Source organism: Enterobacter sp. MALB-1 (assembly GCF_041021625.1).
GTDB lineage: Bacteria > Pseudomonadota > Gammaproteobacteria > Enterobacterales > Enterobacteriaceae > Enterobacter > Enterobacter oligotrophicus.
This window is the reverse complement of record NZ_JBDPJL010000001.1, coordinates 2,326,859-2,348,542: the sequence shown is the minus strand read 5'-3', so window position 1 is coordinate 2,348,542 and position 21,684 is coordinate 2,326,859. Positions and strand designations below refer to the sequence as shown.

Annotated in this window: 23 protein-coding genes; 15 read left to right on the top strand and 8 right to left on the bottom strand. The window is 55.9% G+C overall.

Translation table 11 applies throughout. From position 1 onward, the window contains the following. Positions 1-70: 70 nt before the first annotated feature. Both tynA and paaZ read right to left on the bottom strand, forming a co-directional pair. Positions 71-2,347 (bottom strand): primary-amine oxidase, encoded by a 2,277-nt coding sequence (tynA, locus tag ABGB15_RS11190; protein ID WP_152081021.1) that lies wholly within the window; start codon positions 2,345-2,347, stop codon positions 71-73. 165 nt (positions 2,348-2,512) lie between these two features. Further along, positions 2,513-4,552, bottom strand: a complete 2,040-nt coding sequence (paaZ, locus tag ABGB15_RS11185; protein WP_215722000.1) for a phenylacetic acid degradation bifunctional protein PaaZ — start codon at positions 4,550-4,552, stop codon at positions 2,513-2,515. Between the two features lie 285 nt (positions 4,553-4,837). Here paaZ and paaA point away from each other — a divergent pair, with 285 nt between their 5' ends. From paaA to ABGB15_RS11115, 14 genes are all read left to right on the top strand, one after another. Further along, positions 4,838-5,767, top strand: a complete 930-nt coding sequence (gene paaA / locus ABGB15_RS11180) for a 1,2-phenylacetyl-CoA epoxidase subunit PaaA (RefSeq protein WP_152081024.1) — start codon at positions 4,838-4,840, stop codon at positions 5,765-5,767. A gap of 12 nt (positions 5,768-5,779) precedes the next feature. Beyond that, entirely contained in the window at positions 5,780-6,067 is a 288-nt protein-coding gene (gene paaB, locus ABGB15_RS11175; RefSeq protein ID WP_003857353.1) for a 1,2-phenylacetyl-CoA epoxidase subunit PaaB, read from the top strand. An 8-nt stretch (positions 6,068-6,075) separates the two neighbouring features. Continuing rightward, entirely contained in the window at positions 6,076-6,822 is a 747-nt protein-coding gene (gene paaC / locus ABGB15_RS11170) for a 1,2-phenylacetyl-CoA epoxidase subunit PaaC (RefSeq protein WP_215722001.1), read from the top strand. A gap of 14 nt (positions 6,823-6,836) precedes the next feature. Continuing rightward, positions 6,837-7,334: a 1,2-phenylacetyl-CoA epoxidase subunit PaaD gene (paaD, locus tag ABGB15_RS11165; RefSeq protein ID WP_215722002.1), complete on the top strand. Its 498-nt coding sequence runs from the start codon at positions 6,837-6,839 to the stop codon at positions 7,332-7,334. A gap of 7 nt (positions 7,335-7,341) precedes the next feature. Beyond that, entirely contained in the window at positions 7,342-8,412 is a 1,071-nt protein-coding gene (gene paaE, locus ABGB15_RS11160) for a 1,2-phenylacetyl-CoA epoxidase subunit PaaE (protein WP_215722003.1), read from the top strand. Then, on the top strand, positions 8,409-9,176 hold the full coding sequence (gene paaF / locus ABGB15_RS11155; RefSeq protein WP_215722004.1) for a 2,3-dehydroadipyl-CoA hydratase PaaF: 768 nt from the start codon (positions 8,409-8,411) through the stop codon (positions 9,174-9,176). The genes paaE and paaF overlap by 4 nt, the downstream gene beginning before the upstream one ends. A 2-nt stretch (positions 9,177-9,178) precedes the next feature. Then, a complete protein-coding gene (gene paaG, locus ABGB15_RS11150) occupies positions 9,179-9,964 on the top strand; it encodes a 2-(1,2-epoxy-1,2-dihydrophenyl)acetyl-CoA isomerase PaaG (RefSeq protein ID WP_215722005.1) in 786 nt (261 codons plus the stop codon). A 1-nt stretch (position 9,965) separates the two neighbouring features. Beyond that, a complete protein-coding gene (gene paaH / locus ABGB15_RS11145; RefSeq protein WP_215722006.1) occupies positions 9,966-11,390 on the top strand; it encodes a 3-hydroxyacyl-CoA dehydrogenase PaaH in 1,425 nt (474 codons plus the stop codon). Continuing rightward, positions 11,380-11,802 carry a hydroxyphenylacetyl-CoA thioesterase PaaI gene (gene paaI / locus ABGB15_RS11140; protein ID WP_152081031.1) on the top strand — a complete coding sequence of 141 codons (423 nt, stop codon included), beginning with the start codon at positions 11,380-11,382 and terminating at the stop codon, positions 11,800-11,802. Before paaH ends, paaI begins: the two co-directional genes overlap by 11 nt. Continuing rightward, a complete protein-coding gene (gene pcaF / locus ABGB15_RS11135; protein WP_215722007.1) occupies positions 11,802-13,007 on the top strand; it encodes a 3-oxoadipyl-CoA thiolase in 1,206 nt (401 codons plus the stop codon). The genes paaI and pcaF overlap by 1 nt, the downstream gene beginning before the upstream one ends. Positions 13,008-13,033: 26 nt before the next feature. Continuing rightward, entirely contained in the window at positions 13,034-14,350 is a 1,317-nt protein-coding gene (paaK, locus tag ABGB15_RS11130) for a phenylacetate--CoA ligase PaaK (protein WP_152081033.1), read from the top strand. Between the two features lie 91 nt (positions 14,351-14,441). Further along, a complete protein-coding gene (gene paaX, locus ABGB15_RS11125) occupies positions 14,442-15,374 on the top strand; it encodes a phenylacetic acid degradation operon negative regulatory protein PaaX (protein WP_152081034.1) in 933 nt (310 codons plus the stop codon). A gap of 9 nt (positions 15,375-15,383) precedes the next feature. Then, complete coding sequence (gene paaY, locus ABGB15_RS11120) at positions 15,384-15,977, top strand: phenylacetic acid degradation protein PaaY (RefSeq protein ID WP_215722008.1); 594 nt, start codon at positions 15,384-15,386, stop codon at positions 15,975-15,977. A gap of 148 nt (positions 15,978-16,125) precedes the next feature. Then, positions 16,126-16,296 (top strand): YnfU family zinc-binding protein, encoded by a 171-nt coding sequence (locus ABGB15_RS11115; RefSeq protein ID WP_369064177.1) that lies wholly within the window; start codon positions 16,126-16,128, stop codon positions 16,294-16,296. 95 nt (positions 16,297-16,391) lie between these two features. Here the strand turns inward: ABGB15_RS11115 and ABGB15_RS11110 are convergent, their stop codons facing one another. The 4 genes from ABGB15_RS11110 to ABGB15_RS11095 form a co-directional block, all read right to left on the bottom strand. Continuing rightward, complete coding sequence (locus ABGB15_RS11110) at positions 16,392-17,165, bottom strand: hypothetical protein (RefSeq protein ID WP_215722010.1); 774 nt, start codon at positions 17,163-17,165, stop codon at positions 16,392-16,394. Between the two features lies 1 nt (position 17,166). Continuing rightward, positions 17,167-17,364 carry a hypothetical protein gene (locus ABGB15_RS11105; protein ID WP_152081037.1) on the bottom strand — a complete coding sequence of 66 codons (198 nt, stop codon included), beginning with the start codon at positions 17,362-17,364 and terminating at the stop codon, positions 17,167-17,169. A 141-nt stretch (positions 17,365-17,505) separates the two neighbouring features. Continuing rightward, positions 17,506-18,537, bottom strand: a complete 1,032-nt coding sequence (locus tag ABGB15_RS11100; protein WP_152081038.1) for a methionine synthase — start codon at positions 18,535-18,537, stop codon at positions 17,506-17,508. A 24-nt stretch (positions 18,538-18,561) separates the two neighbouring features. Beyond that, on the bottom strand, positions 18,562-19,545 hold the full coding sequence (locus tag ABGB15_RS11095) for a DUF1852 domain-containing protein (RefSeq protein WP_215722011.1): 984 nt from the start codon (positions 19,543-19,545) through the stop codon (positions 18,562-18,564). 172 nt (positions 19,546-19,717) lie between these two features. On the opposite strand from ABGB15_RS11095, the gene ABGB15_RS11090 reads away from it, so the two are divergent. Then, positions 19,718-20,257: a DUF2058 domain-containing protein gene (locus tag ABGB15_RS11090; RefSeq protein ID WP_215722012.1), complete on the top strand. Its 540-nt coding sequence runs from the start codon at positions 19,718-19,720 to the stop codon at positions 20,255-20,257. 7 nt (positions 20,258-20,264) lie between these two features. Here the strand turns inward: ABGB15_RS11090 and ABGB15_RS11085 are convergent, their stop codons facing one another. Both ABGB15_RS11085 and azoR read right to left on the bottom strand, forming a co-directional pair. Beyond that, the gene (locus tag ABGB15_RS11085) at positions 20,265-20,951 is read right to left on the bottom strand and encodes an RluA family pseudouridine synthase (RefSeq protein WP_215722013.1); all 687 of its coding nucleotides are present in this window, start codon (positions 20,949-20,951) and stop codon (positions 20,265-20,267) included. 89 nt (positions 20,952-21,040) lie between these two features. Beyond that, positions 21,041-21,646, bottom strand: a complete 606-nt coding sequence (azoR, locus tag ABGB15_RS11080) for an FMN-dependent NADH-azoreductase (protein WP_152081042.1) — start codon at positions 21,644-21,646, stop codon at positions 21,041-21,043. Between the last annotated feature and the right edge of the window lie 38 nt (positions 21,647-21,684).

Genomic DNA, 21,684 nt, shown 5'->3' with positions numbered 1-21,684 from the left:
AATAACTATAATCTGGATGCGGTATACAGCAAGTCAGCCGATGAAAACCGGGCATTGCGCCCGGTCTGTTTTATTTCTGTTCGTCTTTCTTCTTGCCGAGCGTTGGTGTCTCGTCAAAGAAGTTCCACGGTTTGAGCAGGGTATGAACCCACTCCGTTGGCATGATAGGCCACTCTTCGGCGCGGGCGACGTGGGTTGTTCCCGTTGTCATCCAGACGACGTCGTCCTGGTCGTTCAGCGACTCGTTATCCTTGCTGTACTGGCCCAGCCCCGTGTCATGCGTCGAACGGTTCGGGAATTTCCCTTCCGGGTACAGCTCATTCTGGTGATAACGCGTCACCCACAGTTGCTTATCCATAAAGCTCAGACGGTGGTAAATCCATTCGTCCGGGGCGAATTTCGCGCCGGTGGCGACCGGATGTGTCCCCCCTGCATACGGGATAATCTGATACGAAACCGGGTTACCCATGCGGTTCTCTTTGCTGGTGTTGCTCAGCAGGCGAATCGTGCCGGGGTCAAATTTCTGCGCTGCCTGCTGCTCGGTATCAATGTCGTACTGATTGACCTGCATGGTACTGGTACGTGGGCCGCCCGCGGTGTTTGGCTTCACTTCAGGGTCCATCGCCACCAGTTTGTTGTTAATACCATCCACGTCCAGATCCAGGCGGAAGTTATAGATATGCTGGTGCGTGGTGCCCACAATATTATGGTCGATCAGCGTTCCGTATCGGGTGTCATCTTTGGCGGTGGCATCGTGCATGGTTTTTGCCATGACGCCTTTTACCGCTTCAATACCGGTTGCACCGGCATCAATGCCAATGGTGCCATTTTCGTGGAACACCCAGTCGAAGATATAGTCGTAATTACCCACGGTGCTTACCCAGCGCACCACCAGTTCGCGACGTTCGGTGCTGACGTTTGGCTGGCCCATCTCCTGGTGCTTATACTCCGGCCCGGCATAGCGCTCGAAGATAGCGATCGCGCGAGGGATTTCCATCGGCGTGCCGGTGTAATCCGGGATGGTTTCATTGAGCAGCACGGCGTTAGACGGCACATCTTTGCCGCGTACCAGCGGGGAGGTCAGGGTGCCCATGCCGTAGTCGCCGGAATCCAGATAGGCTTTGAAATACCAGCCCACATCCGGATCGCCGTAGGGAACGATCATCCCGCCAAGCGATCCCTGATACATAATCTGCCGCTTTTTGCCGTTGTCGTTGTAGGTTACGGTAGAAATCATCGGGCCGACGCGGGAGTCCAGGCTCAGGTGGAAATCCCAGTTCTGCCAGTGCACCATATCACCGGTGATCGTGTAGTTCTTGCCTTCTGGTTCGATGATCTCCAGCGGTTTTTTCGCCGTTTCTACGCGATCGCGGCCATCATAAGGCCGCGGGGTGAGCGGAACCGGCACCACCGGACCTTCTTCAATTTTCTGGATTTTTTTCTGCTCCAGATCAACCACGGCGACCAGGTTTTCAATCGGATGCGCCCAGTAGTTGCCGTCGCCCACATCCAGATAGCTCACCACTTTCAGCAGACGATCTTCCTGCCTGAGACCGTCTTTGCCGTCAAAGTAGCCGACGGTCAGCGGCGTGGTGATCACTTTCTTCGTGTCGGTAATACCGCGTTTTTTCAGCACGTCGGCAAACTCTGTGCTCTCGTTAATGATCTGCTGAACGGCGGTAAAATCATCCAGCAGCACCATGCCATGTGCGTCTTTGACGGGCTCCTGGCGCAGGATTTTTTTCTCTTTCAGATCCACGAGGCTTTCAATTACATGTTTGCCATCCAGCATGGTGATATTCGCCTGACGTGGAGCGTCAACAGCGGTGCCGTTCAGCACGAAGTCCCAGACTTTGGTTTTTTCCGGCTCGGCAAGGGCGATCTGGGTAAAGCGGGTATTCGGTTTAAAATCCGCAGAGGCTTTTACAATCTCTACGGCCTGCTTAATTTCGTCAGCCGTCAGTGCGTTTAACGGGTGAGGGCGTTTTTCCACCTGAAATGTCTGGTCGAGACCGGACTGAAAAACATCGTTGATGAAGGTCTCAGAGATAAAGGCTTTTTTGTTTTTCATCACCACCGGCACCTGTAGCGTCAGGGGCTTGCCGTTGACGATCGCGGTTTTCGCGCCCGGTTTGACCTTCACAAAGGCACCGTCTTTGGCGATGGTGAACATCTGAGCGTAATCATCCCACTGCACGTCCGCGCCAAATTCCTGCAGCGTTTTGTCCATCGGAACCATATGCGCTTCGCCGCCGTGGGCGAAAACAGGGGATTGCCAGGCGCAACACAGCGCAACGGCCATAGCCAGTGCCGTTCTACGGGCAGAAAAAGAAGAATTGCTTCCCATCGCAGACCTCATCTTGTTGTGTTTATTGTGTTGTGACAGCCTTATCCTGACAGGAGCCCACGCAAAACGTTTGCCTGCATCTGCCAGGTTGTTTGTCAGTCTTGCCAGGTTAAAAAAAGACCGGGAGTGGATCACATCCCGGTTAACGTATGAGAGAGGAATGTTTTAGAGATCACCCTGCTGGCGTGCCACCAGCGTCAGAATGGAGTAGAGCGCAACCGCCTGGTGATGCTGGTTGAAGATCTCCACGGACCACTCCACTACGCCGGTCGGTTTCTCGTCAGCGCTGCGCTGTTTCTTCAGCGTTTTACGTTTACAGGTCAGGCGTACCTGAATGGTGTCGCCTGGTTTAACCGGCTCGATGAAGCGCAGGTTTTCCATGCCGTAGTTGGCGATCACAGGCCCTACGCCCGCATCGACAAACAACCCGGCGGCAGCGGAAATCAGGAAGTAACCGTGTACCACGCGCTCGCCAAAGATCGATTCAGCCGCACCAATCTTGTCCATGTGAGCGTAGAAATGGTCTCCGCTCAGGCAGGCAAAATTAACGATATCCGCTTCCGTCAGGGTTCGCCGCGGCGTCAGCAGGCTGTCGCCAGGCTGCAACTCCTCGAAGTATTTGCGGAACGGATGAACGCGATCTTCCTGCACCTTTGCGCCCCGTACCCACTGCTTGCCGATGGCGGCCAGCATTGTCGGGCTGCCCTGAATGGCGGTGCGCTGGAGGTAGTGCTTCACAGCGCGCAGCCCGCCCAGCTCCTCACCACCGCCCGCACGTCCCGGACCACCGTGTACCAGCTGCGGCAGAGGAGAACCGTGCCCGGTCGACTCTTTGGACGATTCTTCGTTGAGGATCTGAATACGTCCGTGTGAACGCGCAGCCCCGGCAATAAACTGACGAGCAGTCTCCGGATCAGCCGTCACCAGTGTTCCCGCCAGGCTACCGCCGCCCGCGCGGGCAAGCTGCATCGCGTGGTCTGCGTTGCGATACGGCATCAGCGTGGCGACGGGGCCGAAGGCTTCGGTGGCATGCACGGCTGGCGTTTCGTCCGGCTGTGGACAGAAAAGCAGCGTGGGCGGGAAGAATGCACCGGCCGCCCGCAAATCCGCTTTGCCACCCAGACGGATCTGGCAGCCTGCGGCAACCAGAGAGTCCACTTTTTCCTGTACGTCGGCGCGCTGATCGCTGTTGACCAGCGCGCCCATCTTCACACCGTCCTGTGCCGGATCGCCCATTACCACCTTTTCCAGCCGCGCAATCAGCGCCTGGCTGACGGCTTCCGTCTGGCTTTGCGGAACGATGATGCGGCGAATGGCGGTACATTTTTGTCCGGCTTTGGCGGTCATCTCGCGCACCACTTCGCGGATAAACAGGGCAAATTCCGGTTGCTCTGGCGTAACGTCTTCACCCAGCACGCAGCAGTTCAGGGAGTCGGCCTCCATGGTGAAGGGAATGGCGTTCGCCACAATATTCGGGTGAATGCGCAGGCTCTGGCCGGTGGCGGCGGAGCCGGTGAAGGTCACCACGTCCTGGCTGTCGAGATGGCTCAGCAGATCGCCCGCACCGCCGCAGATCAGACTGATGGCACCGTCCGGCACCAGACCGCTCTCCACGATGGATTTCACCATCGCTTGTGTCACCTGCGCGGTAGCGGTCGCGGGTTTGATAATGGCGGGCATCCCGGCAAGCCAGGTCGGTGCCAGTTTTTCGAGCATGCCCCAGCAGGGGAAGTTAAAGGCGTTGATATGCACCGCCACGCCGGATTTTGAGGTTAATACGTGGCGTGCCGCAAAGCCGCCTTCTTTCGACAGGGGGATCAGCTCGTCTTCCGGCCACAGCGTGTCGTCCGGCAGTTCACGGCTGCCGAGGCTGGCGTAGGTGAAAAGCGTACCGATCCCGCCTTCGATATCCACCCAGCTATCGGCCCTGGTCGCCCCGGTCTGGGCAGACAGTGCGTAAAACTGTTCTTTCTGGCTGAGCAGATGTTTCGCCACCGCCTTCAGCATGGCGGCGCGTTCAATAAAACTCATTGCACGAAGTGCTTCACCGCCGTGTTCAATGGCGTAACGGCGAGCGGCTGCCATATCCAGCCCTTCGCTGGTCACGGTCCATAAGGCTTCGCCGCTAATGGCGTGATGAATGTTGCGTTCGCGGCCCCGGCCAGACTGCCAGGCACCGGACAAGAAGCTGGCTAACTGCTGCATCGCTTATCTCCAGATGTTACGTGATTTCACTATAGATAGTTTAATCATGAATCATAAAAATCAAGCTGAGTTTTAATGAATTGTTAACATTGTGATCTGGCTTGTTGGGATGAAACCGCCAACACTCCAGAATTCAAGGCATTTGCGAAAAGCCTTGCGAGCAACATCACAAAATAAACAAACACTCCTTGGGGTTATGTTTAACCATTGTGTAACTTTTACGAAACAAAGTGATTCGTATTGTCGCGATGTTAAATGTTTTAGTGAATCATAAAGGGTGAGGGTGTGATGCAAGAACAACGCTTTGAGCAGCGCATAGCGCAGGAGACGGCCATTGAGCCTCAGGACTGGATGCCGGATGCCTACCGCAAAACGCTGATCCGCCAGATCGGTCAGCATGCACACTCCGAAATTGTCGGCATGCTGCCGGAAGGAAACTGGATCACCCGTGCGCCAACGCTCAGGCGTAAAGCGATCCTGCTGGCAAAAGTGCAGGACGAAGCCGGACACGGCCTGTATCTCTACAGCGCAGCAGAAACGCTCGGCTGCGCACGGGAAGACATCTACCAGAAGATGCTCGACGGCAAGATGAAATACTCCTCCATCTTCAATTACCCGACGCTGAGCTGGGCCGATATCGGGGTGATTGGCTGGCTTGTGGACGGCGCGGCCATCGTCAACCAGGTGGCGCTGTGCCGCACCTCCTACGGCCCGTATGCCCGCGCGATGGTGAAAATCTGCAAAGAGGAGAGCTTCCACCAGCGACAGGGCTTTGAAGCCTGTATGGCGCTGGCGCAGGGCAGTGAATCCCAGCGTCAGATGCTGCAGGACGCCATCAACCGTTTCTGGTGGCCCGCGCTGATGATGTTCGGGCCAAACGATGACAACTCGCCAAACAGCGCTCGCAGCCTGGCCTGGAAAATCAAACGCTTTGGTAACGATGAGCTTCGTCAGCGTTTTGTGGATAACACCGTCCCACAGGTGGAAATGCTCGGCATGACCGTGCCGGATGCGGATCTGCGTTTCGACGAAGAGAGCGGACACTACCGCTTCGGTGAAATCGACTGGCACGAATTTGAGGAAGTGATTAACGGGCGCGGCATCTGTAACCACGAACGTCTGGCGGCGAAACGTAAAGCCTGGGACGACGGGGCGTGGGTACGCGAAGCCGCCCTGGCTCACGCAGAAAAACAGCGTGCCCGTCAGGCCGCATAAGAGGAAAGAGCAATGAGCAATGTCTACTGGCCGTTATATGAAGTTTTTGTGCGATCCAAACAGGGTTTGTCCCATCGTCATGTGGGCAGCCTGCATGCTGCTGACGATCGCATGGCGCTGGAGAACGCGCGAGACGCCTACACCCGTCGCAGCGAAGGCTGTTCCATCTGGGTAGTGAAGGCGAGCGAAATCGTGGCTTCACAACCGGAAGAGAGCGGTGAATTCTTCGACCCGGCGGAAAGCAAGGTTTATCGCCATCCGACGTTTTACACCATCCCTGATGGCATCGAGCACATGTGAGGTTGGGGATGAAAACAGTATCTGCATATGCCCTGCGTCTGGGCGACAACGGTCTGGTGCTCTCCCAGCGTCTGGGGGCCTGGTGTGGCCACGCGCCGGAGCTGGAAATTGATCTCGCGCTCGCCAATATCGGCCTCGACGTGCTGGGGCAGGCGCGCAATTTCCTGACCTATGCCGCCGAACAGGAAGGCAAGGGCGACGAAGACACGCTGGCCTTTGGCCGCGATGAGCGGCAGTTCCACAATCTACTGCTGGTGGAGCAGCCAAACGGCAGCTTCGCCGACACCATCGCCCGCCAGTATTTCATGGATGCCTGGAACGTCGCGCTGTACGAGCGCCTGATCCACAGCAGCGACAGCCAGATTGCCGCCATCGCTGCAAAAGCGATTAAAGAGGCGCGCTATCACCTGCGCTTTAGCCGCGGCTGGCTGGTGCGTCTGGGGGACGGCACCGAAGCCTCCTCGCTAAAAATGCAGCAGGCGGTAGACAACCTGTGGCGCTTTACGGCCGAGCTGTTCGAGGCCGATGACGTTGAGCTGGAACTGATTGCCTCCGGCGTGGCGGTTGACCCGCGTACCCTGCGCCAGCCGTGGGAAAACGAAGTGTTTGCCGGTCTGAATGACGCCACCCTGAATGTGCCTTCTGAAGTGGCGTATCGCACGGGTGGCAAGAAAGGGCTGCATACCGAACATCTGGGGCCGATGCTGGCAGAGATGCAATATCTCCAGCGCGTCTACCCAGGACAGCAGTGGTAAGTGCGGAGGTCGCAATGCAACGTTTTGCTGAGATTGCCCCTGCGGAGATCCCGCAGATCTGGTCGCTGTTAAGCCAGATCCCGGACCCGGAAGTCCCCGTGCTGACCATTACCGATCTGGGCATGGTGCGCAGCGTGAAAGCGCAGGGCGAGGGCTGGGTTATCGGCTTCACACCAACCTATTCAGGCTGTCCGGCCACGGAACATCTGCTGGGTGCCATTCGTGAAACGATGACCGCGCATGGCTTTGCCCCGGTGCATATCGTGCTGCAGCTTGACCCCGCGTGGACCACCGACTGGATGACCGCCGATGCCCGTGAACGTCTGCGCCAGTATGGCATCAGCCCGCCCGTGGGCCATAGCTGCCACGCGCATGCAACTGCAGAGGTGAGCTGCCCGCGCTGTGCCAGCACTGATACCTCGCTTATCAGTGAATTTGGTTCAACGGCCTGCAAAGCGCTCTATCGCTGCAATACCTGCCGTGAGCCCTTCGACTATTTCAAATGCATCTGAGGCTGCCATGACAACGTTTCATTCATTAACAGTAGCAAAAGTGGAACCCGAAACCCGCGACGCGGTGACCATTACTTTTGCGGTGCCACAGGCTTTGCAGGAGGCGTACCGCTTCCGCCCAGGGCAACACCTGACCCTGAAAGCCACGCTTGGCGGTGATGAACTGCGCCGCTGCTACTCCATCTGTCGAAGCGCCGCGCCGGGTGAGATCAGCGTGGCGGTCAAAGCCATCGAAGACGGGCGTTTCTCCCGCTATGCCCGTGATGAAATTACACAAGGTATGGCGCTGGAAGTGATGGTTCCACAGGGGCATTTCGGCTACCAGCCCCAGGCCGACCGGGAAGGCCACTATCTGGCGATTGCCGCAGGCTCCGGGATCACGCCGATGCTGGCGATTATCTCCGCCACGCTCGCCACCGAACCGAACAGCCATTTCACGCTGATTTACGGCAACCGCAGCAGCCAGAGCATGATGTTTCGTGGCGCGCTGGCAGACCTGAAAGACAAATACCCGCAGCGGCTGCAACTGGTCTCCATCTTCAGCCAGGAGCGGCTTGACAGCGATCTGCTTTATGGCCGCATCGACGGTGAAAAACTGCAGGCGCTGGCAAAAACGCTGATCAACTTCCGCCAGTACGACGAAGCCTTTATTTGCGGCCCGTCGGCGATGATGGATGACGCGGAAGCGACACTGAAAGCACTGGGTTTGCCGGAAAAAGCGATTCACCTTGAGCGCTTCAACACGCCGGGTGCTGGTGTTAAACGCGCGGTGAGCGTACAGGCCGAAGGTCAGAAAGTCACCGTGCGCCAGGACGGACGCGACCGCGAAATCACCCTGACCGCGGATGACGAAAGCATTCTTGACGCAGCCCTTCGCCAGGGCGCGGATCTGCCGTATGCCTGCAAAGGCGGCGTCTGCGCCACCTGTAAATGCAAAGTGCTGCGCGGCAAGGTGGACATGGCCACCAACTACAGCCTGGAGCCGGACGAACTGGCCGCCGGGTATGTGCTGAGCTGTCAGGCGCTGCCGTTAACCGCCGACGTGATGGTTGATTTTGATGCGAAGGGGATGGCATGAGCGAACTGATTGTCACCCGTCATGGCCGCGTGCTGCAGCTGACGCTGAATCGTCCGGCGGCACGTAATGCACTCAACAATGCGCTGTTATTGCAGATTGCCGACGCGCTGGAAGCCGCTGCAGTGGATAGCGAAATCTCCGTCTGTGTGATCCACGGCAGCGAGCGCTGCTTTGCTGCCGGGGCAGATCTCAACGAAATGGCGGAAAAAGATCTGCCCGCCACCCTGAATGACATTCGCCCTCAACTGTGGGCGCGGATCAACGCCTTTAACAAACCGCTGATCGCCGCCGTAAACGGCTTCGCGCTGGGAGCCGGGTGCGAACTTGCGCTTTTGTGTGACGTGGTGATAGCTGGCGATAACGCCCGTTTCGGCCTGCCGGAAATTACCCTCGGCATTATGCCGGGCGCAGGCGGCACTCAGCGTCTTATCCGCTGCGTCGGTAAATCCCTTGCCAGCAAAATGATCCTCACGGGGGAAAGCATTACCGCGCAGCAGGCGCAGAACGCCGGTCTGGTCAGCGATGTTTTCCCACCCGCCCTGACGCTGGAATATGCCCTGAAACAGGCGGCACTGATGGCGCGTCACTCTCCGCTGGCGCTTCAGGTGGCGAAACAGGCGCTGCGTCAGTCTCAGGAAGTCCCGCTGCAGGCGGGGCTGGCTCAGGAGCGGCAACTGTTTACGCTGCTCTCAGCGACCGACGATCGCCGGGAAGGCATCGACGCCTTCTTACAAAAACGCACCCCCGACTTTAAAGGACGCTAACTGTGGAATGTATTCTGAGTCATGTAGAGCAAGGCGTGATGACCCTTACGCTGAACCGTCCGGACCGTCTGAACAGCTTTAACGATGTGATGCACCAGCAGCTTGCTGAGTGCCTGAAACAGGCCGAGCGCGATGACACTATCCGCTGCCTGCTGATCACCGGCGCGGGGCGCGGCTTCTGCGCAGGGCAGGATCTTAACGACCGCAACGTAGACCCGAATGGTCCTGCACCGGATCTGGGCATGTCCGTTGAAACCTTCTACAACCCGCTGGTGCATCGCCTGGCAAAACTGCCGAAACCGGTGATTTGTGCCGTCAATGGCGTGGCGGCCGGAGCCGGTGCCACGCTGGCGCTTGGCTGCGACATGGTGATTGCGGCCCGCTCAGCCAGCTTCGTGATGGCCTTCAGTAAACTGGGCCTGGTGCCGGACTGTGGCGGGACCTGGCTGCTGCCGCGCGTTGCCGGACGCGCCCGCGCCATGGGGCTGGCGCTGCTCGGTGACAAACTCAGCGCTGAGCAGGCACAGGCCTGGGGGATGATCTGGCAGGTGGTGGATGACGAGCAACTTTCCGCTACCGCACAGCAGATGGCGCTGCACTTTGCGACGCAGCCCACCTTTGGTCTGGGGCTGATCAAACAGGCGATCAACGCTGCTGAAACCAACACCCTGGATGCCCAGCTTGACCTGGAGCGCGACTACCAACGCCTGGCCGGGCGCAGCGATGACTACCGCGAGGGCGTTAGCGCCTTTCTGGCGAAGCGCGCGCCGAACTTTACGGGGAAATAAGATGCTGAACATAGGTACTGTCGCCGTGATTGGCAGCGGCACGATGGGGGCGGGTATCGCTGAAGTGGCCGCAAGTCATGGGCACCAGGTGCTGGTTTATGACATCGCCGCAGAGGCGATTTCTCGTGCCATTGACGGTATTCGCCAGCGCCTGACGTCGCGTGTGGCGCGCGGAAAATTGTCTGCCGATGCCAGCGAACAGATCCTTGCACGTTTGCTGCCGGTAACGGATATCCAGGCCCTGGCCGCAGCGGATCTGATCATTGAGGCTGCTTCTGAGCGTCTTGAGGTGAAAAAAGCGCTGTTTGCGAAACTGGCCGCTATCTGCCCGCCGCAGACGCTGCTCACCAGCAACACCTCATCTATTTCTGTTACTGCGATCGCGGCAGACATTCACCATCCTGAGCGTGTCGCCGGGCTGCATTTCTTCAACCCGGCACCGGTAATGAAGCTGGTGGAAGTGGTCAGCGGGCTGGCGACGTCGCCAGAAGTGGCAGACGCGCTGTGCGAGCTGGCGGTGAACTGGGGAAAACAGCCGGTGCGCTGCCAGTCGACGCCCGGTTTTATCGTCAACCGCGTGGCACGACCATTTTATTCCGAAGCCTGGCGTGCGCTGGAGGAGCAGGTGGCAACACCTGAAGTGATTGACGCTGCGCTGCGCGAAGGCGGTGGCTTCCCGATGGGGCCGCTGGAGCTGACGGACCTGATAGGTCAGGACGTTAATTTTGCGGTGACCTGTTCCGTGTTTAATGCCTTCTGGCAGGAGCGTCGTTTTCTGCCGTCGCTGGTGCAACAGGAGCTGGTGCTGGCGGGGCGGCTGGGTAAAAAAAGCGGGAAAGGCGTTTACGACTGGCAGGGCGATAAGCCTGAAGTCCGATGGTCAGAGACGGTCAGCAAGCGCTTTAGCCCGATGCACGTGGAACGAATAAGTGACGGTGTCACGGAAATTGACGACGTGCTGTTGATTGAAACGCAGGGGGAGACGGCACAATCGCTGGCGCTGCGTCATCAGCGTCCGGTTGTGGTGGTGGATCGGATGGAGCGTGATGTCGCCGTTATCGCGGTAGCGTCCAGTAATCCAGATACGGCCACGCAAAAAGCCATCTGTTACCTGCAACAGCAGGGAAAACGGGTGGTGCAGATAGCGGATTACCCTGGTCTGCTGGTCTGGCGCACGCTGGCGATGATTGCCAACGAAGCGCTGGACGCCCTGCAAAAAGGAGTCGCCAGCGAGAAGGATATCGATACCGCCATGCGTCTCGGCGTGAATTACCCGAACGGTCCGATCGCCTGGGGCGAACGTCTGGGCTGGCAACGCCTGTTAACGCTGCTGGAAAACCTGCAACGTCACTACGGCGAAGAACGTTATCGCCCCTGTTCACTGCTGCGCCAGCGTGCGCTTCTGGAGAGTAGCTATGAGTCATAACGCCTGGCACAACGCCCGCACCATGTATGAACAGGACGCCTGTGCGCAGGCGCTCGGCATCGACATTATCGACATGGACGAAGGCTATGCAGTGGTTACCATGACCATCACCCCGCAGATGCTCAACGGCCATAAAACCTGCCACGGCGGACAACTGTTCTCGCTGGCCGATACCGCGTTTGCCTACGCCTGCAACAGCCAGGGGCTGGCGGCGGTGGCCTCTGGCTGCGCGATTGATTTTCTGCGTCCGGGCTTTGCCGGTGACACGCTGACCGCCACTGCGCGGGTGAAGCATCAGGGCAAACTGACCGGCGTGTACGACATTGAAATTCAAAATCAACAACAGAAAACCGTCGCTCTCTTTCGCGGAAAATCTCACCGCACTGGCGGCAGTCTGACAGGAGGAGCCTGATGCGTGACGCATTTATTTGTGATGGTGTTCGTACCCCGGTCGGTCGTTATGGCGGGGCGTTATCGGGAGTGCGCGCAGACGATCTTGGCGCGGTGCCACTGCGTGCGCTTTTGGCGCGCTACCCACAGCTGGATGCGGAGCGCATTGATGATGTGATCTTCGGCTGCGCTAACCAGGCCGGGGAGGACAACCGCAACGTAGCACGCATGTCGGCGCTGCTGGCCGGGCTGCCGCAGACGGTTTCCGGCACCACCATTAACCGTCTGTGTGGGTCGGGTCTCGATGCGATTGGTTTTGCGGCACGCGCTATCAAGGCGGGGGATGGTGACCTGCTGATCGCGGGCGGCGTGGAGTCGATGTCCCGCGCGCCGTTTGTGATGGGCAAAGCTACCACCGCGTTTCAGCGTCAGGCGGAGCTTTTCGATACCACCATCGGCTGGCGATTTGTGAATCCGCTCATGCATCAGCACTTCGGAACTGACAGCATGCCGGAAACGGCAGAGAATGTAGCTGAATTGTTAAATATCAGTCGAGCCGATCAGGACGCCTTCGCGTTGCGCAGTCAGCAACGCACCGCGCAGGCGCAGCAAAACGGCATTCTGGCGCAGGAGATCGTGCCGGTGAGCATCACGGGTAAGAAAGGGGCCGTCAGCGAGGTGTCTGTGGATGAGCATCCGCGCGCCGATACCACGCTGGAACAACTCGCCGCGCTAAAAACGCCATTTCGTCAGAACGGTGTGGTCACGGCGGGGAACGCCTCCGGCGTGAACGACGGCGCAGCGGCGCTGATTATCGCCAGCGAGCAGATGGCGCGTGCGCAAGGGTTAGTCCCGCGCACGCGTATCGTGGCGATGGCGACGGCAGGCGTTGAACCGCGTTTGATGGGATTAGGCCCGGTGCCCGCCACCCGCAAAGTGCTGGAGCGCGCCGGACTCAGCATGACTGATATGGACGTCATTGAGCTTAACGAAGCCTTCGCTTCGCAGGCGCTGGGTGTGCTACGCCAGCTGGGCTTGCCGGATGATGCCGCACACGTCAATCCGAACGGGGGGGCCATTGCGCTGGGCCATCCGCTGGGAATGAGCGGTGCCAGGCTGGCGCTGGCCGCGAGCAATGAATTGCATCGACGCAACGGACGCTATGCGCTGTGTACGATGTGCATCGGTGTGGGTCAGGGCATTGCCATGATCCTTGAGCGTGTTTGAGCGAATAACAATGTGAGTACCCTGCAATGACAAATACAACAACGGTAGATCCGATCGAAACCGCGTCCATTGATGAATTACAGGCTCTGCAGACCGCGCGCCTGAAGTGGACGCTGCACCACGCTTATAACAATGTCCCGATGTACAAACGTAAGTTTGATGCCGCGGGCGTTCACCCCGACGATTTTAAAGAGCTTGCCGACCTGCAAAAATTCCCGTGCACCACCAAACAGGATCTGCGCGATAACTATCCGTTCGACACCTTTGCCGTACCGATGGAGCAGGTGGTGCGTATCCACGCGTCATCCGGCACCACCGGAAAACCGACCGTCGTTGGCTACACACAAAATGACATCGACAACTGGGCCAATATCGTTGCCCGTTCCCTGCGTGCTGCAGGCGGCAGCCCGAAAGATAAAATTCATGTGGCTTATGGCTACGGCCTGTTTACCGGCGGGCTGGGTGCGCACTACGGTGCAGAGCGTTTAGGGGCAACAGTGATCCCGATGTCCGGCGGCCAGACCGAAAAACAGGCGCAGTTAATTCGCGATTTCCAGCCGGATATGATCATGGTGACGCCGTCTTATTGCCTGAACCTGATTGAGGAGCTGGAGCGCCAGATGGGCGGCGATGCCAGCCAGTGTTCACTGCGCGTCGGTGTGTTCGGTGCAGAGCCGTGGACGCAGGCGATGCGCCGCGAGATCGAAAAACGCTTAGGCATTACGGCGCTGGATATCTATGGCCTGTCCGAAGTGATGGGGCCGGGTGTGGCGATGGAGTGTCTGGAAACCGCCGACGGCCCGACCATCTGGGAAGATCATTTCTACCCGGAAATCGTTAACCCGAACGATGGCACGGTGCTGAGCGACGGCGAGCAGGGCGAACTGCTGTTCACCACCCTGACCAAAGAGGCGCTGCCGGTGATCCGTTATCGCACCCGCGACCTGACGCGTCTGCTGCCGGGAACCGCGCGCACCATGCGCCGTATGGACAGGATCAGCGGGCGCAGCGACGATATGTTGATCATTCGCGGCGTGAACGTCTTCCCGTCGCAGCTGGAAGAGGAGATCGTCAAGTTCGAACACCTGTCCCCGCATTATCAGCTGGAAGTGAATCGCCGTGGACATCTTGATTCGCTTTCTGTGAAGGTTGAGCTGAAAGAGAGCAGCTTAACGCTGACGCACGAACAGCGCTGCCAGGTGTGCCATCAGCTTCGCCATCGCATTAAGTCGATGGTCGGGATCTCTACCGACGTGATGATCGTCAACTGTGGCAGCATACCGCGCTCCGAGGGGAAAGCCTGTCGGGTGTTTGATTTGCGCAAAGTGGCGGCTAATGGTTGAATTTTCCCCTCACCCCGTGGGAGTGCGCCGGGGTGAGGGTATACCTCTGATTCGTATGCTATGATTCATCCAGGACAAAAAATACAACAGAATGAATCATATGAAACTTGATGCCTTTATCCAGCATGCTGTCAGCTCTGTTCCCATCAGTGGAACCTCGCTCATCGCGTCTTTATACGGTGATGCACTTTCCCATCGCGGCGGCGAGATCTGGCTTGGTAGCCTGGCGGCGCTGCTGGAAGGGATGGGATTTGGCGAACGTTTTGTACGTACTGCGTTGTTTCGCCTGAACAAAGAGGGCTGGCTGGATGTCTCCCGCATTGGTCGGCGCAGCTTTTATCGTCTGAGCGATAAAGGGCTGCGTTTAACCCGTCGTGCGGAGAGTAAAATCTACCGCGCGGAACTGCCCGCGTGGGACGGAAAATGGCTGCTGCTGCTGTCTGAAGGCCTGGATAAAACCACGCTCGCGGACGTTAAAAAACAGCTAGTCTGGCAAGGGTTTGGTACATTAGCGCCGAGCCTGATGGCCTCGCCGTCACAGAATCTGGCGGATGTGCAATCGCTGCTTCACGATGCAGGCGTGGCGGAAAATGTCATCTTCTTCGAAGCGCATTCTCCGCTGGCGCTGTCGCGCGCCGCGCTGCGCTCGCGGGTTGAAGAGTGCTGGCAACTGACCGAACAAAACACCCTGTACGAAACGTTTATTGATTCATTCCGTCCGCTACTACCATTACTGAAAGAGGCCGCGCCGGACGATCTTACGCCAGCGCGCTGCTTCCAGATCCAGCTGTTATTGATTCATTTTTACCGCCGCGTGGTGCTGAAAGATCCGCTCCTGCCGGAGGAGTTGCTCCCTGCGCACTGGGCGGGGCAAAGCGCGCGGCAGTTGTGTATCAACATCTACCAGCGCGTTGCGCCGGGAGCGCTGGCGTTTGTCAGCGAAAAAGGTGAAACCTCTGTCGGGGAACTGCCTTCGCCCGGCACGCTCTATTATCAGCGTTTTGGTGGTCTGAATATCGCATAAGGAGAAGGTATGCCTGTTTATCAAATTGACGGCCTGACGCCGGTGGTGCCTGAAGAGAGCTATGTTCACCCGACGGCGGTACTGATTGGCGACGTGATTCTGGGCAAAGGCGTTTATATTGGCCCCAACGCCAGCCTGCGCGGTGATTTTGGCCGTATCGTGGTGAAAGATGGGGCGAACGTCCAGGATAACTGCGTGATGCATGGTTTTCCGGATCAGGATACGGTAGTGGAAGAGGACGGGCACATTGGTCACAGCGCCATTCTGCACGGGTGTATTATCCGCCGTAATGCGCTGGTGGGGATGAACGCGGTGGTGATGGATGGCGCAGTGATCGGTGAAAACAGTATTGTCGGTGCGGCGGCGTTTGTTAAGGCGAAAGCGGAAATGCCGGCCAACCATTTGATCATTGGCAGCCCGGCGAAAGCGATTCGTGAGCTGAGCGAGCAGGAGCTGGCATGGAAGCAGCAGGGCACGCGGGAGTATCAGATGCTGGTGGAGCGTTGTAAACGAACGATGCACCAGGTGGAGCCGTTGCGAGAGATCGAGCCAGAGCGTAAGCGGCCAACGTTTCGTGAGAATTTAAAACCGAAGTCTTCCTGAACGGGCAGGTAAGCGAGCGCATAACGTCAACCGGATGCCGGAAAGAAAAAGGCAGGGGGGTATTTTGGCCCTGTTGTACGTTATGGCGTAACAAATACAAGCAACATTCTCATGAAACGTGTATGGTGGCAGTCCCTTAAATCAGGAGATGCCTATGTCTGGACGTAAAAATACACAAGCTCGTCGAAATCACTTAGTTAAATGCCCATGCCCGAACTGCTCAAAAGATTCTGAACATAGTTTTAGCCGTGTCCAAAAAGGATCTCAACTTGTCTGCCCGTACTGCAGCACTCTCTTTAAATCAACACAACGACTCTAAAAAGCCCGTACTTGCCAGATGATGATGTGAATAAATTCAGGAACCGACTCATTTGGCAACGAACAAATAGATCGTTGCTCTCGTCGGGCTGAGATTTAGCGCTTCAGATTTTCCCCGCGTTGCGCCATCGATAATGCGCTGGCACTCGCCGGATCAAACAGTGAAAGACTCTCGATTTGATCCAGCATAATCACTTTTCTGAAGGCCATTGCACTTTGTGGCTCGGAATCAAGCGTAATATCATGTTCGGCGTACCACTTACTGTAATTATGCTCAATGCACAGGTTCATGGTTTTTCCGTCACGGTAGCCACTGAGCATCGGAATGAGCACAATATTGGCTGTCTTTTCATATTCCAGCGTCGCGGTATGGATCATGCCGACATATATTCGCCTCGACTTAAGCGTTACCTGCGCCAGTTCACCTTCCTCCATGCACTGATAAAGCAGTTGTTCGATACCGCTCGACTGTGCCAGGCGCTTATACAGCTTTTTTCTGCCTTCACCATCCAGCCTGGCGCTGCCAGCCCAGTTAGAACGGTAGAGGCAAAACAGTATGGCGAACGCCAGCATCACGACCACCGGAGCCTGGATACCCAGAAAGCTCCAGTTCATAAAGTCAATTTGCCAGTCGGCATACTTTTGAGACATCAGGTGGAAAGTATTGTCCGCAGCGGAAAGCGCGAGCAGCAGTAACCAGAGCAGGCCGGTTGCGAGCACGCCCTGCAGAACGAAAATACAGCCATACAGCGCGACGAGAAAATAAACGTCCCAGCCGAAGGAACGCTTGATTTTGAAGCGGGTGGAGAGATCGCGGCTGGTGTACCAGTAACCACACACCATCAGCACCATAAATATCGCCGTTCCCATATTACGCCCTCTTCAGTGCGTTAACATGGCGCAGGAAGTCTTGTCGCACGTCGTTGCTTTTATAGTTAACGGAGGCGTTACCGTCCTGGTCAATAATAATACGGTCACCATCCTCCACGGCTTCAATGATTTCCTGCTGGCTCATCACCTGTAGCAACGATTCCGGGCTTGAAAACAGTGCTAAAAATATACGTCTCATCGTGAGGCATCCTTATGAACAAAAAGGATAAGCCTGGTAGATAAATGATAAAGTTGCACTAAGGTAATGCTGAAAGGTTATCCGTTCATGGACTGATAACCTGCCTCAGCATTAACCTTGTGCGGCACTTAAATCGCCGTGTTATTGCGACGAGAGTTCCCTGCGGATAATGTCAGCGCCTGCGCTTAGCGCGTTGAGCTTGCCATTGGCAACCTGACGAGATAACGGTGCCATACCGCAGTTTGTCGAAGGATAGAGCTTATCGGCATCGACAAACTGAAGTGCTTTTCGCAATGTATCCGCGACTTCCTCTGGCGTTTCAATGCTATTTGTGGCGACGTCGATAGCTCCAACCATCACTTTTTTACCGCGGATCAGTTCAAGCAGATCCATGGGAACGCGGGAGTTATGGCACTCCAGTGAGATGATGTCGATATTCGAGGTTTGCAGCTTCGGGAAGGCCTCTTCATATTGTCGCCACTCTGAGCCCAGCGTTTTTTTCCAGTCGGTATTGGCTTTAATGCCATAGCCATAGCAGATATGTACCGCGGTTTCACATTTAAGTCCTTCAATGGCCCTTTCTAATGCGGCGATGCCCCAGTCATTGACCTCATCAAAAAAGACATTAAAGGCGGGTTCGTCAAACTGGATGATATCGACGCCTGCCGCTTCTAACTCTCTGGCTTCCTGGTTAAGGATTTTGGCGAATTCCCAGGCCAGCTTTTCGCGGCTTTTATAATGGGCATCGTACAGCGTATCGATCATCGTCATTGGGCCCGGCAACGCCCACTTTATCGGCTGCCGGGTAAGCTGACGTAAATATTTTGCATCGTCAACGAAAACGGGTTTTTGACGCGCCACGGCGTCAACCACGGTGGGGACACTCGCATCATAGCGATTACGAATTCGCACGGTCTGACGGTTTTCAAAATCAACACCGCTCAGGTGTTCAATGAATGTTGTCACGAAGTGCTGGCGGGTTTGCTCGCCGTCACTGACAATGTCGATACCCGCGCGTAGCTGGTCATCCAGAGACAGACGCAGAGCATCCTGTTTGCCTTCGGTTAATATTTCATCGTGCAATTTCCAGGGTGACCAGAGTGTCTCTGGCTGAGCAAGCCAGGACGGCTTCGGTAAACTGCCGGCCGTTGAGGTGGGGAGCAATGTTTTCATAATAAAAGACCTTGGATAAGTGAATTAAAGCGGGTAGTTATTAGACCACTGCTCAAGAATATGTTTATAAGGTTTGATAAAGCACTCTTCAGTGAATTTACCCTGTTCAATGGCTAACTGGCTGCGTTCTTCCCGGTCATACACAATTTTGGTTAATGAGTGATCCTGGTGGTTCAGATCTGGCTGGTAATAATAACCCGCTGTCGAGTTCGCATTATAAATTTCAGGACGATAAATCTTCTGGAATGTCTCCATCGTGCTGATAGCGCCGATCAGTTCAAGATTGGTATAATCGTTCAGTAAGTCGCCGGTAAAATAAAAGGCAAACGGCGCGGCACTGTTTTCAGGCATAAAATAACGAACCTGCAGCCCCATTTTACCGAAGTATTGCTCAGTCAACGATGTGCCCTCTGGCTTATACTCAATGCCCAGTACAGGGTGCAGGTTTCCTGTGCGACGGTAGATGTCTTTACTCGAAACGCTCAGGCAGATCACCGGCATTTTTTTAAAGTTCTCTTTATATTCACTGGAGTGAATGAAATGCCGGAAGATGTTGCCATGCAATTTACCGAAATCGTCCGGAATGCTGAAGCCGGATTGACCCTTATTGTGTTCTGGCAGAACAACACTGAAGTCATAATCCCGTACATAGGAAGAAAAATTATTTCCTGTTATGCCTGCAATACGCGAATCGGTTTTTTTATCTACGATGTAGGTTTGCAATATTTCGATTGCCGGAAAGGAATGATGACCTCCCTCATGCGCAATGTTAAGATCAACAGAAATGATTTCAAGCTCAACAGAATAACGATCGGATTTTGGATTATCCCAGCAGGCTAATGCATTAAAACGATTGTTAATCATCGCAAGCGTATTGCGCAAATTTTCCTGCCGCTTTTCCCCTCTGGCAAGATTGGCAAAATTAGTCGTCGTACGCGTTCTTTCTGACGGATTATAATTCTCATCAAAGCCGCTTCGCTTCAGCGTAAATGTAAAAGCGTTACTCATCGTGATCGTGTATCCTGGGTTTTCATGTTACTAAAGAGTTAATAATGCACATTTATGCCTGAGTCACCGGGGGAGGGGAAGTGACTTAATTTCACTGCAACATGAGCTATCTTCATGAACGGCTCAGTTCCAGGTATAATCCTTAAAATTTCCAACCGGTTTAGAAACGATCATGACAAAACTCACCCTACAAGAGCAGATGCTGAAAGCAGGCTTAGTCAGCAGCAAGAAAATGGCTAAAGTGCAGCGCACGGCGAAAAAATCACGCGTACAGGCGCGTGAGGCCAGAGAGGCGGTAGAAGAGAACAAAAAAGCGCAGATTGAGCGTGACAAGCAACTGAGCGAACAGCAAAAACAGGCTGTGCTGGCGAAAGAGTTTAAAGCGCAGGTGAAGCAGCTGATTGAGATGAACCGCATTACCATTTCAAAAGGCAGCATCACGTTTAACTTCACCGACGGTAATCTTATCAAAAAGATCGAGGTGGATAAGCAGACTCAGGCACAACTGATCAACGGCCGTCTGGCGATTGCGCGTCTGGTGATGAATGCCAACGGTGATTGTGACTATGCGATTATTCCGGCGGTAGTGGCCGATAAAATAGCCCAGCGCGATGCCGACAGCATTGTGTTAAACAGTACGCTAAGCCAGGAAGAGCAGGACGAAGACGATCCTTACGCGGATTTCAAAATCCCTGACGATTTAATGTGGTAAACCCGTTTTAAAACGGGGCGGCGTGACGGGCGTTGATCGCCTGTCCGCTGACAGGGTGGACAAAATCCAGCTCGCTGGCATGCAGCATCAGCCGCGGCGTCTTTTCGGTGCCGGGCCACGCAAGACCGCCATACAGATCGCAGCCTAAAATAGCGTGACCCAACTGCTGGCAGTGAATGCGCAACTGGTGAGTACGCCCCGTCTCCGGAATCAGTTTCACCCGCGTCAGCGGCAGTTCCGTTCCCTGATAACACCGCTCTACCACCTGATAACAGGAGCGGGCAGGTTTACCGTTGATGGCGCAAATCGACATCAGCGGGAACAGTGCCGGGTCTTTGGCAATCGGCGCATCAATGATCCCTTCGTCCTGTTTCACATGCCCGCAAAGCAGGGCGGTATAGATCTTTTTCACGGTGCGCTGGCTGAACTGGTGACATAGCGCGGCATTTATCGTTTTATTACGGGCAATCACCATCAGCCCGGATGTACCAAAATCAAGACGATGCACCAGCGTGCAGCCAGGAAAGGTTTGCACCAGACGGTGATGGACGGAATCGAGATTTTGCGGGTTTTTACCCGACAGGCTTAGCAGGCCGGAAGGCTTATTGATCAGCAGCAGATGCTCGTCCTGCCAGAGAACGTCGATCTCATCAGGACAAGGTGGGGCAATAAAGGTATCGACAATGACTGACATCAGGCTGCCCGGCTGGAGAGTGGGAGCGGATGATAACGAAATACAGGGAAAAGAAAAACCCTCCCACCGGGCGGTGAGAGGGGAAAATCTTATGCTGCAACCAGGCTGTCGATTGCCGCTTTAGCATCGGTCTGCGCTTTGGTCGCCACTTCAGGACCGTAAGCGATACCTTCCGCGAACACAAAGTTCACGTCGGTAATGCCGATGAAGCCCAGGAACAGGCTCAGGTACGGAGCCACCAGATCCGTTGGGGTGTCTTTGTGAATACCGCCGCGGCTGGTCAGCACAATCGCACGTTTACCTTTCACCAGACCTTCCGGGCCGTTCTCGGTGTAACGGAAGGTTACGCCAGCACGTGCCACCAGGTCGAAGTAGTTCTTCAACTGGGTAGGGATGTTGAAGTTGTACATTGGCGCGTTGATGACGATAACGTCATGCGCCTGCAGTTCAGCAATCAGCTCGTCAGACAGCGCCAGGGCTTCCTGCTGACGTGGCGTCAGCGGCGCATCGCTCGGACGCAGCGCACCAACCAGTTCGCCATCCAGTACAGGAATCGGGTTCGCCGCCAGATCACGGACGGTGATTTCGTCAGCGGAATGCTGCTCACGCCACTGTTCAACAAAATAGTCGGACAACTGACCAGACTGTGAGTACCCTGCCAGAATACTGGATTTCAACACTAATACTTTGCTCATGGGTGATTCCTGTTTTGTATTTGATTGAAGGGGGTTGC

Bases quoted from the DNA above. Each gene is read 5' to 3' on its own strand.
- tynA (WP_152081021.1), bottom strand. From the start codon at position 2,347: ATGGGAAGCAATTCTTCTTTTTCTGCCCGTAGAACGGCACTGGCTATG.
- paaZ (WP_215722000.1), bottom strand. From the start codon at position 4,552: ATGCAGCAGTTAGCCAGCTTCTTGTCCGGTGCCTGGCAGTCTGGCCGG.
- paaB (WP_003857353.1), top strand. From the start codon at position 5,780: ATGAGCAATGTCTACTGGCCGTTATATGAAGTTTTTGTGCGATCCAAA.
- paaC (WP_215722001.1), top strand. From the start codon at position 6,076: ATGAAAACAGTATCTGCATATGCCCTGCGTCTGGGCGACAACGGTCTG.
- paaD (WP_215722002.1), top strand. From the start codon at position 6,837: ATGCAACGTTTTGCTGAGATTGCCCCTGCGGAGATCCCGCAGATCTGG.
- paaE (WP_215722003.1), top strand. From the start codon at position 7,342: ATGACAACGTTTCATTCATTAACAGTAGCAAAAGTGGAACCCGAAACC.
- paaF (WP_215722004.1), top strand. From the start codon at position 8,409: ATGAGCGAACTGATTGTCACCCGTCATGGCCGCGTGCTGCAGCTGACG.
- paaH (WP_215722006.1), top strand. From the start codon at position 9,966: ATGCTGAACATAGGTACTGTCGCCGTGATTGGCAGCGGCACGATGGGG.
- paaI (WP_152081031.1), top strand. From the start codon at position 11,380: ATGAGTCATAACGCCTGGCACAACGCCCGCACCATGTATGAACAGGAC.
- pcaF (WP_215722007.1), top strand. From the start codon at position 11,802: ATGCGTGACGCATTTATTTGTGATGGTGTTCGTACCCCGGTCGGTCGT.
- paaK (WP_152081033.1), top strand. From the start codon at position 13,034: ATGACAAATACAACAACGGTAGATCCGATCGAAACCGCGTCCATTGAT.
- paaX (WP_152081034.1), top strand. From the start codon at position 14,442: ATGAATCATATGAAACTTGATGCCTTTATCCAGCATGCTGTCAGCTCT.
- paaY (WP_215722008.1), top strand. From the start codon at position 15,384: ATGCCTGTTTATCAAATTGACGGCCTGACGCCGGTGGTGCCTGAAGAG.
- ABGB15_RS11115 (WP_369064177.1), top strand. From the start codon at position 16,126: ATGCCTATGTCTGGACGTAAAAATACACAAGCTCGTCGAAATCACTTA.
- ABGB15_RS11110 (WP_215722010.1), bottom strand. From the start codon at position 17,165: ATGGGAACGGCGATATTTATGGTGCTGATGGTGTGTGGTTACTGGTAC.
- ABGB15_RS11105 (WP_152081037.1), bottom strand. From the start codon at position 17,364: ATGAGACGTATATTTTTAGCACTGTTTTCAAGCCCGGAATCGTTGCTA.
- ABGB15_RS11100 (WP_152081038.1), bottom strand. From the start codon at position 18,537: ATGAAAACATTGCTCCCCACCTCAACGGCCGGCAGTTTACCGAAGCCG.
- ABGB15_RS11095 (WP_215722011.1), bottom strand. From the start codon at position 19,545: ATGAGTAACGCTTTTACATTTACGCTGAAGCGAAGCGGCTTTGATGAG.
- ABGB15_RS11090 (WP_215722012.1), top strand. From the start codon at position 19,718: ATGACAAAACTCACCCTACAAGAGCAGATGCTGAAAGCAGGCTTAGTC.
- ABGB15_RS11085 (WP_215722013.1), bottom strand. From the start codon at position 20,951: ATGTCAGTCATTGTCGATACCTTTATTGCCCCACCTTGTCCTGATGAG.
- azoR (WP_152081042.1), bottom strand. From the start codon at position 21,646: ATGAGCAAAGTATTAGTGTTGAAATCCAGTATTCTGGCAGGGTACTCA.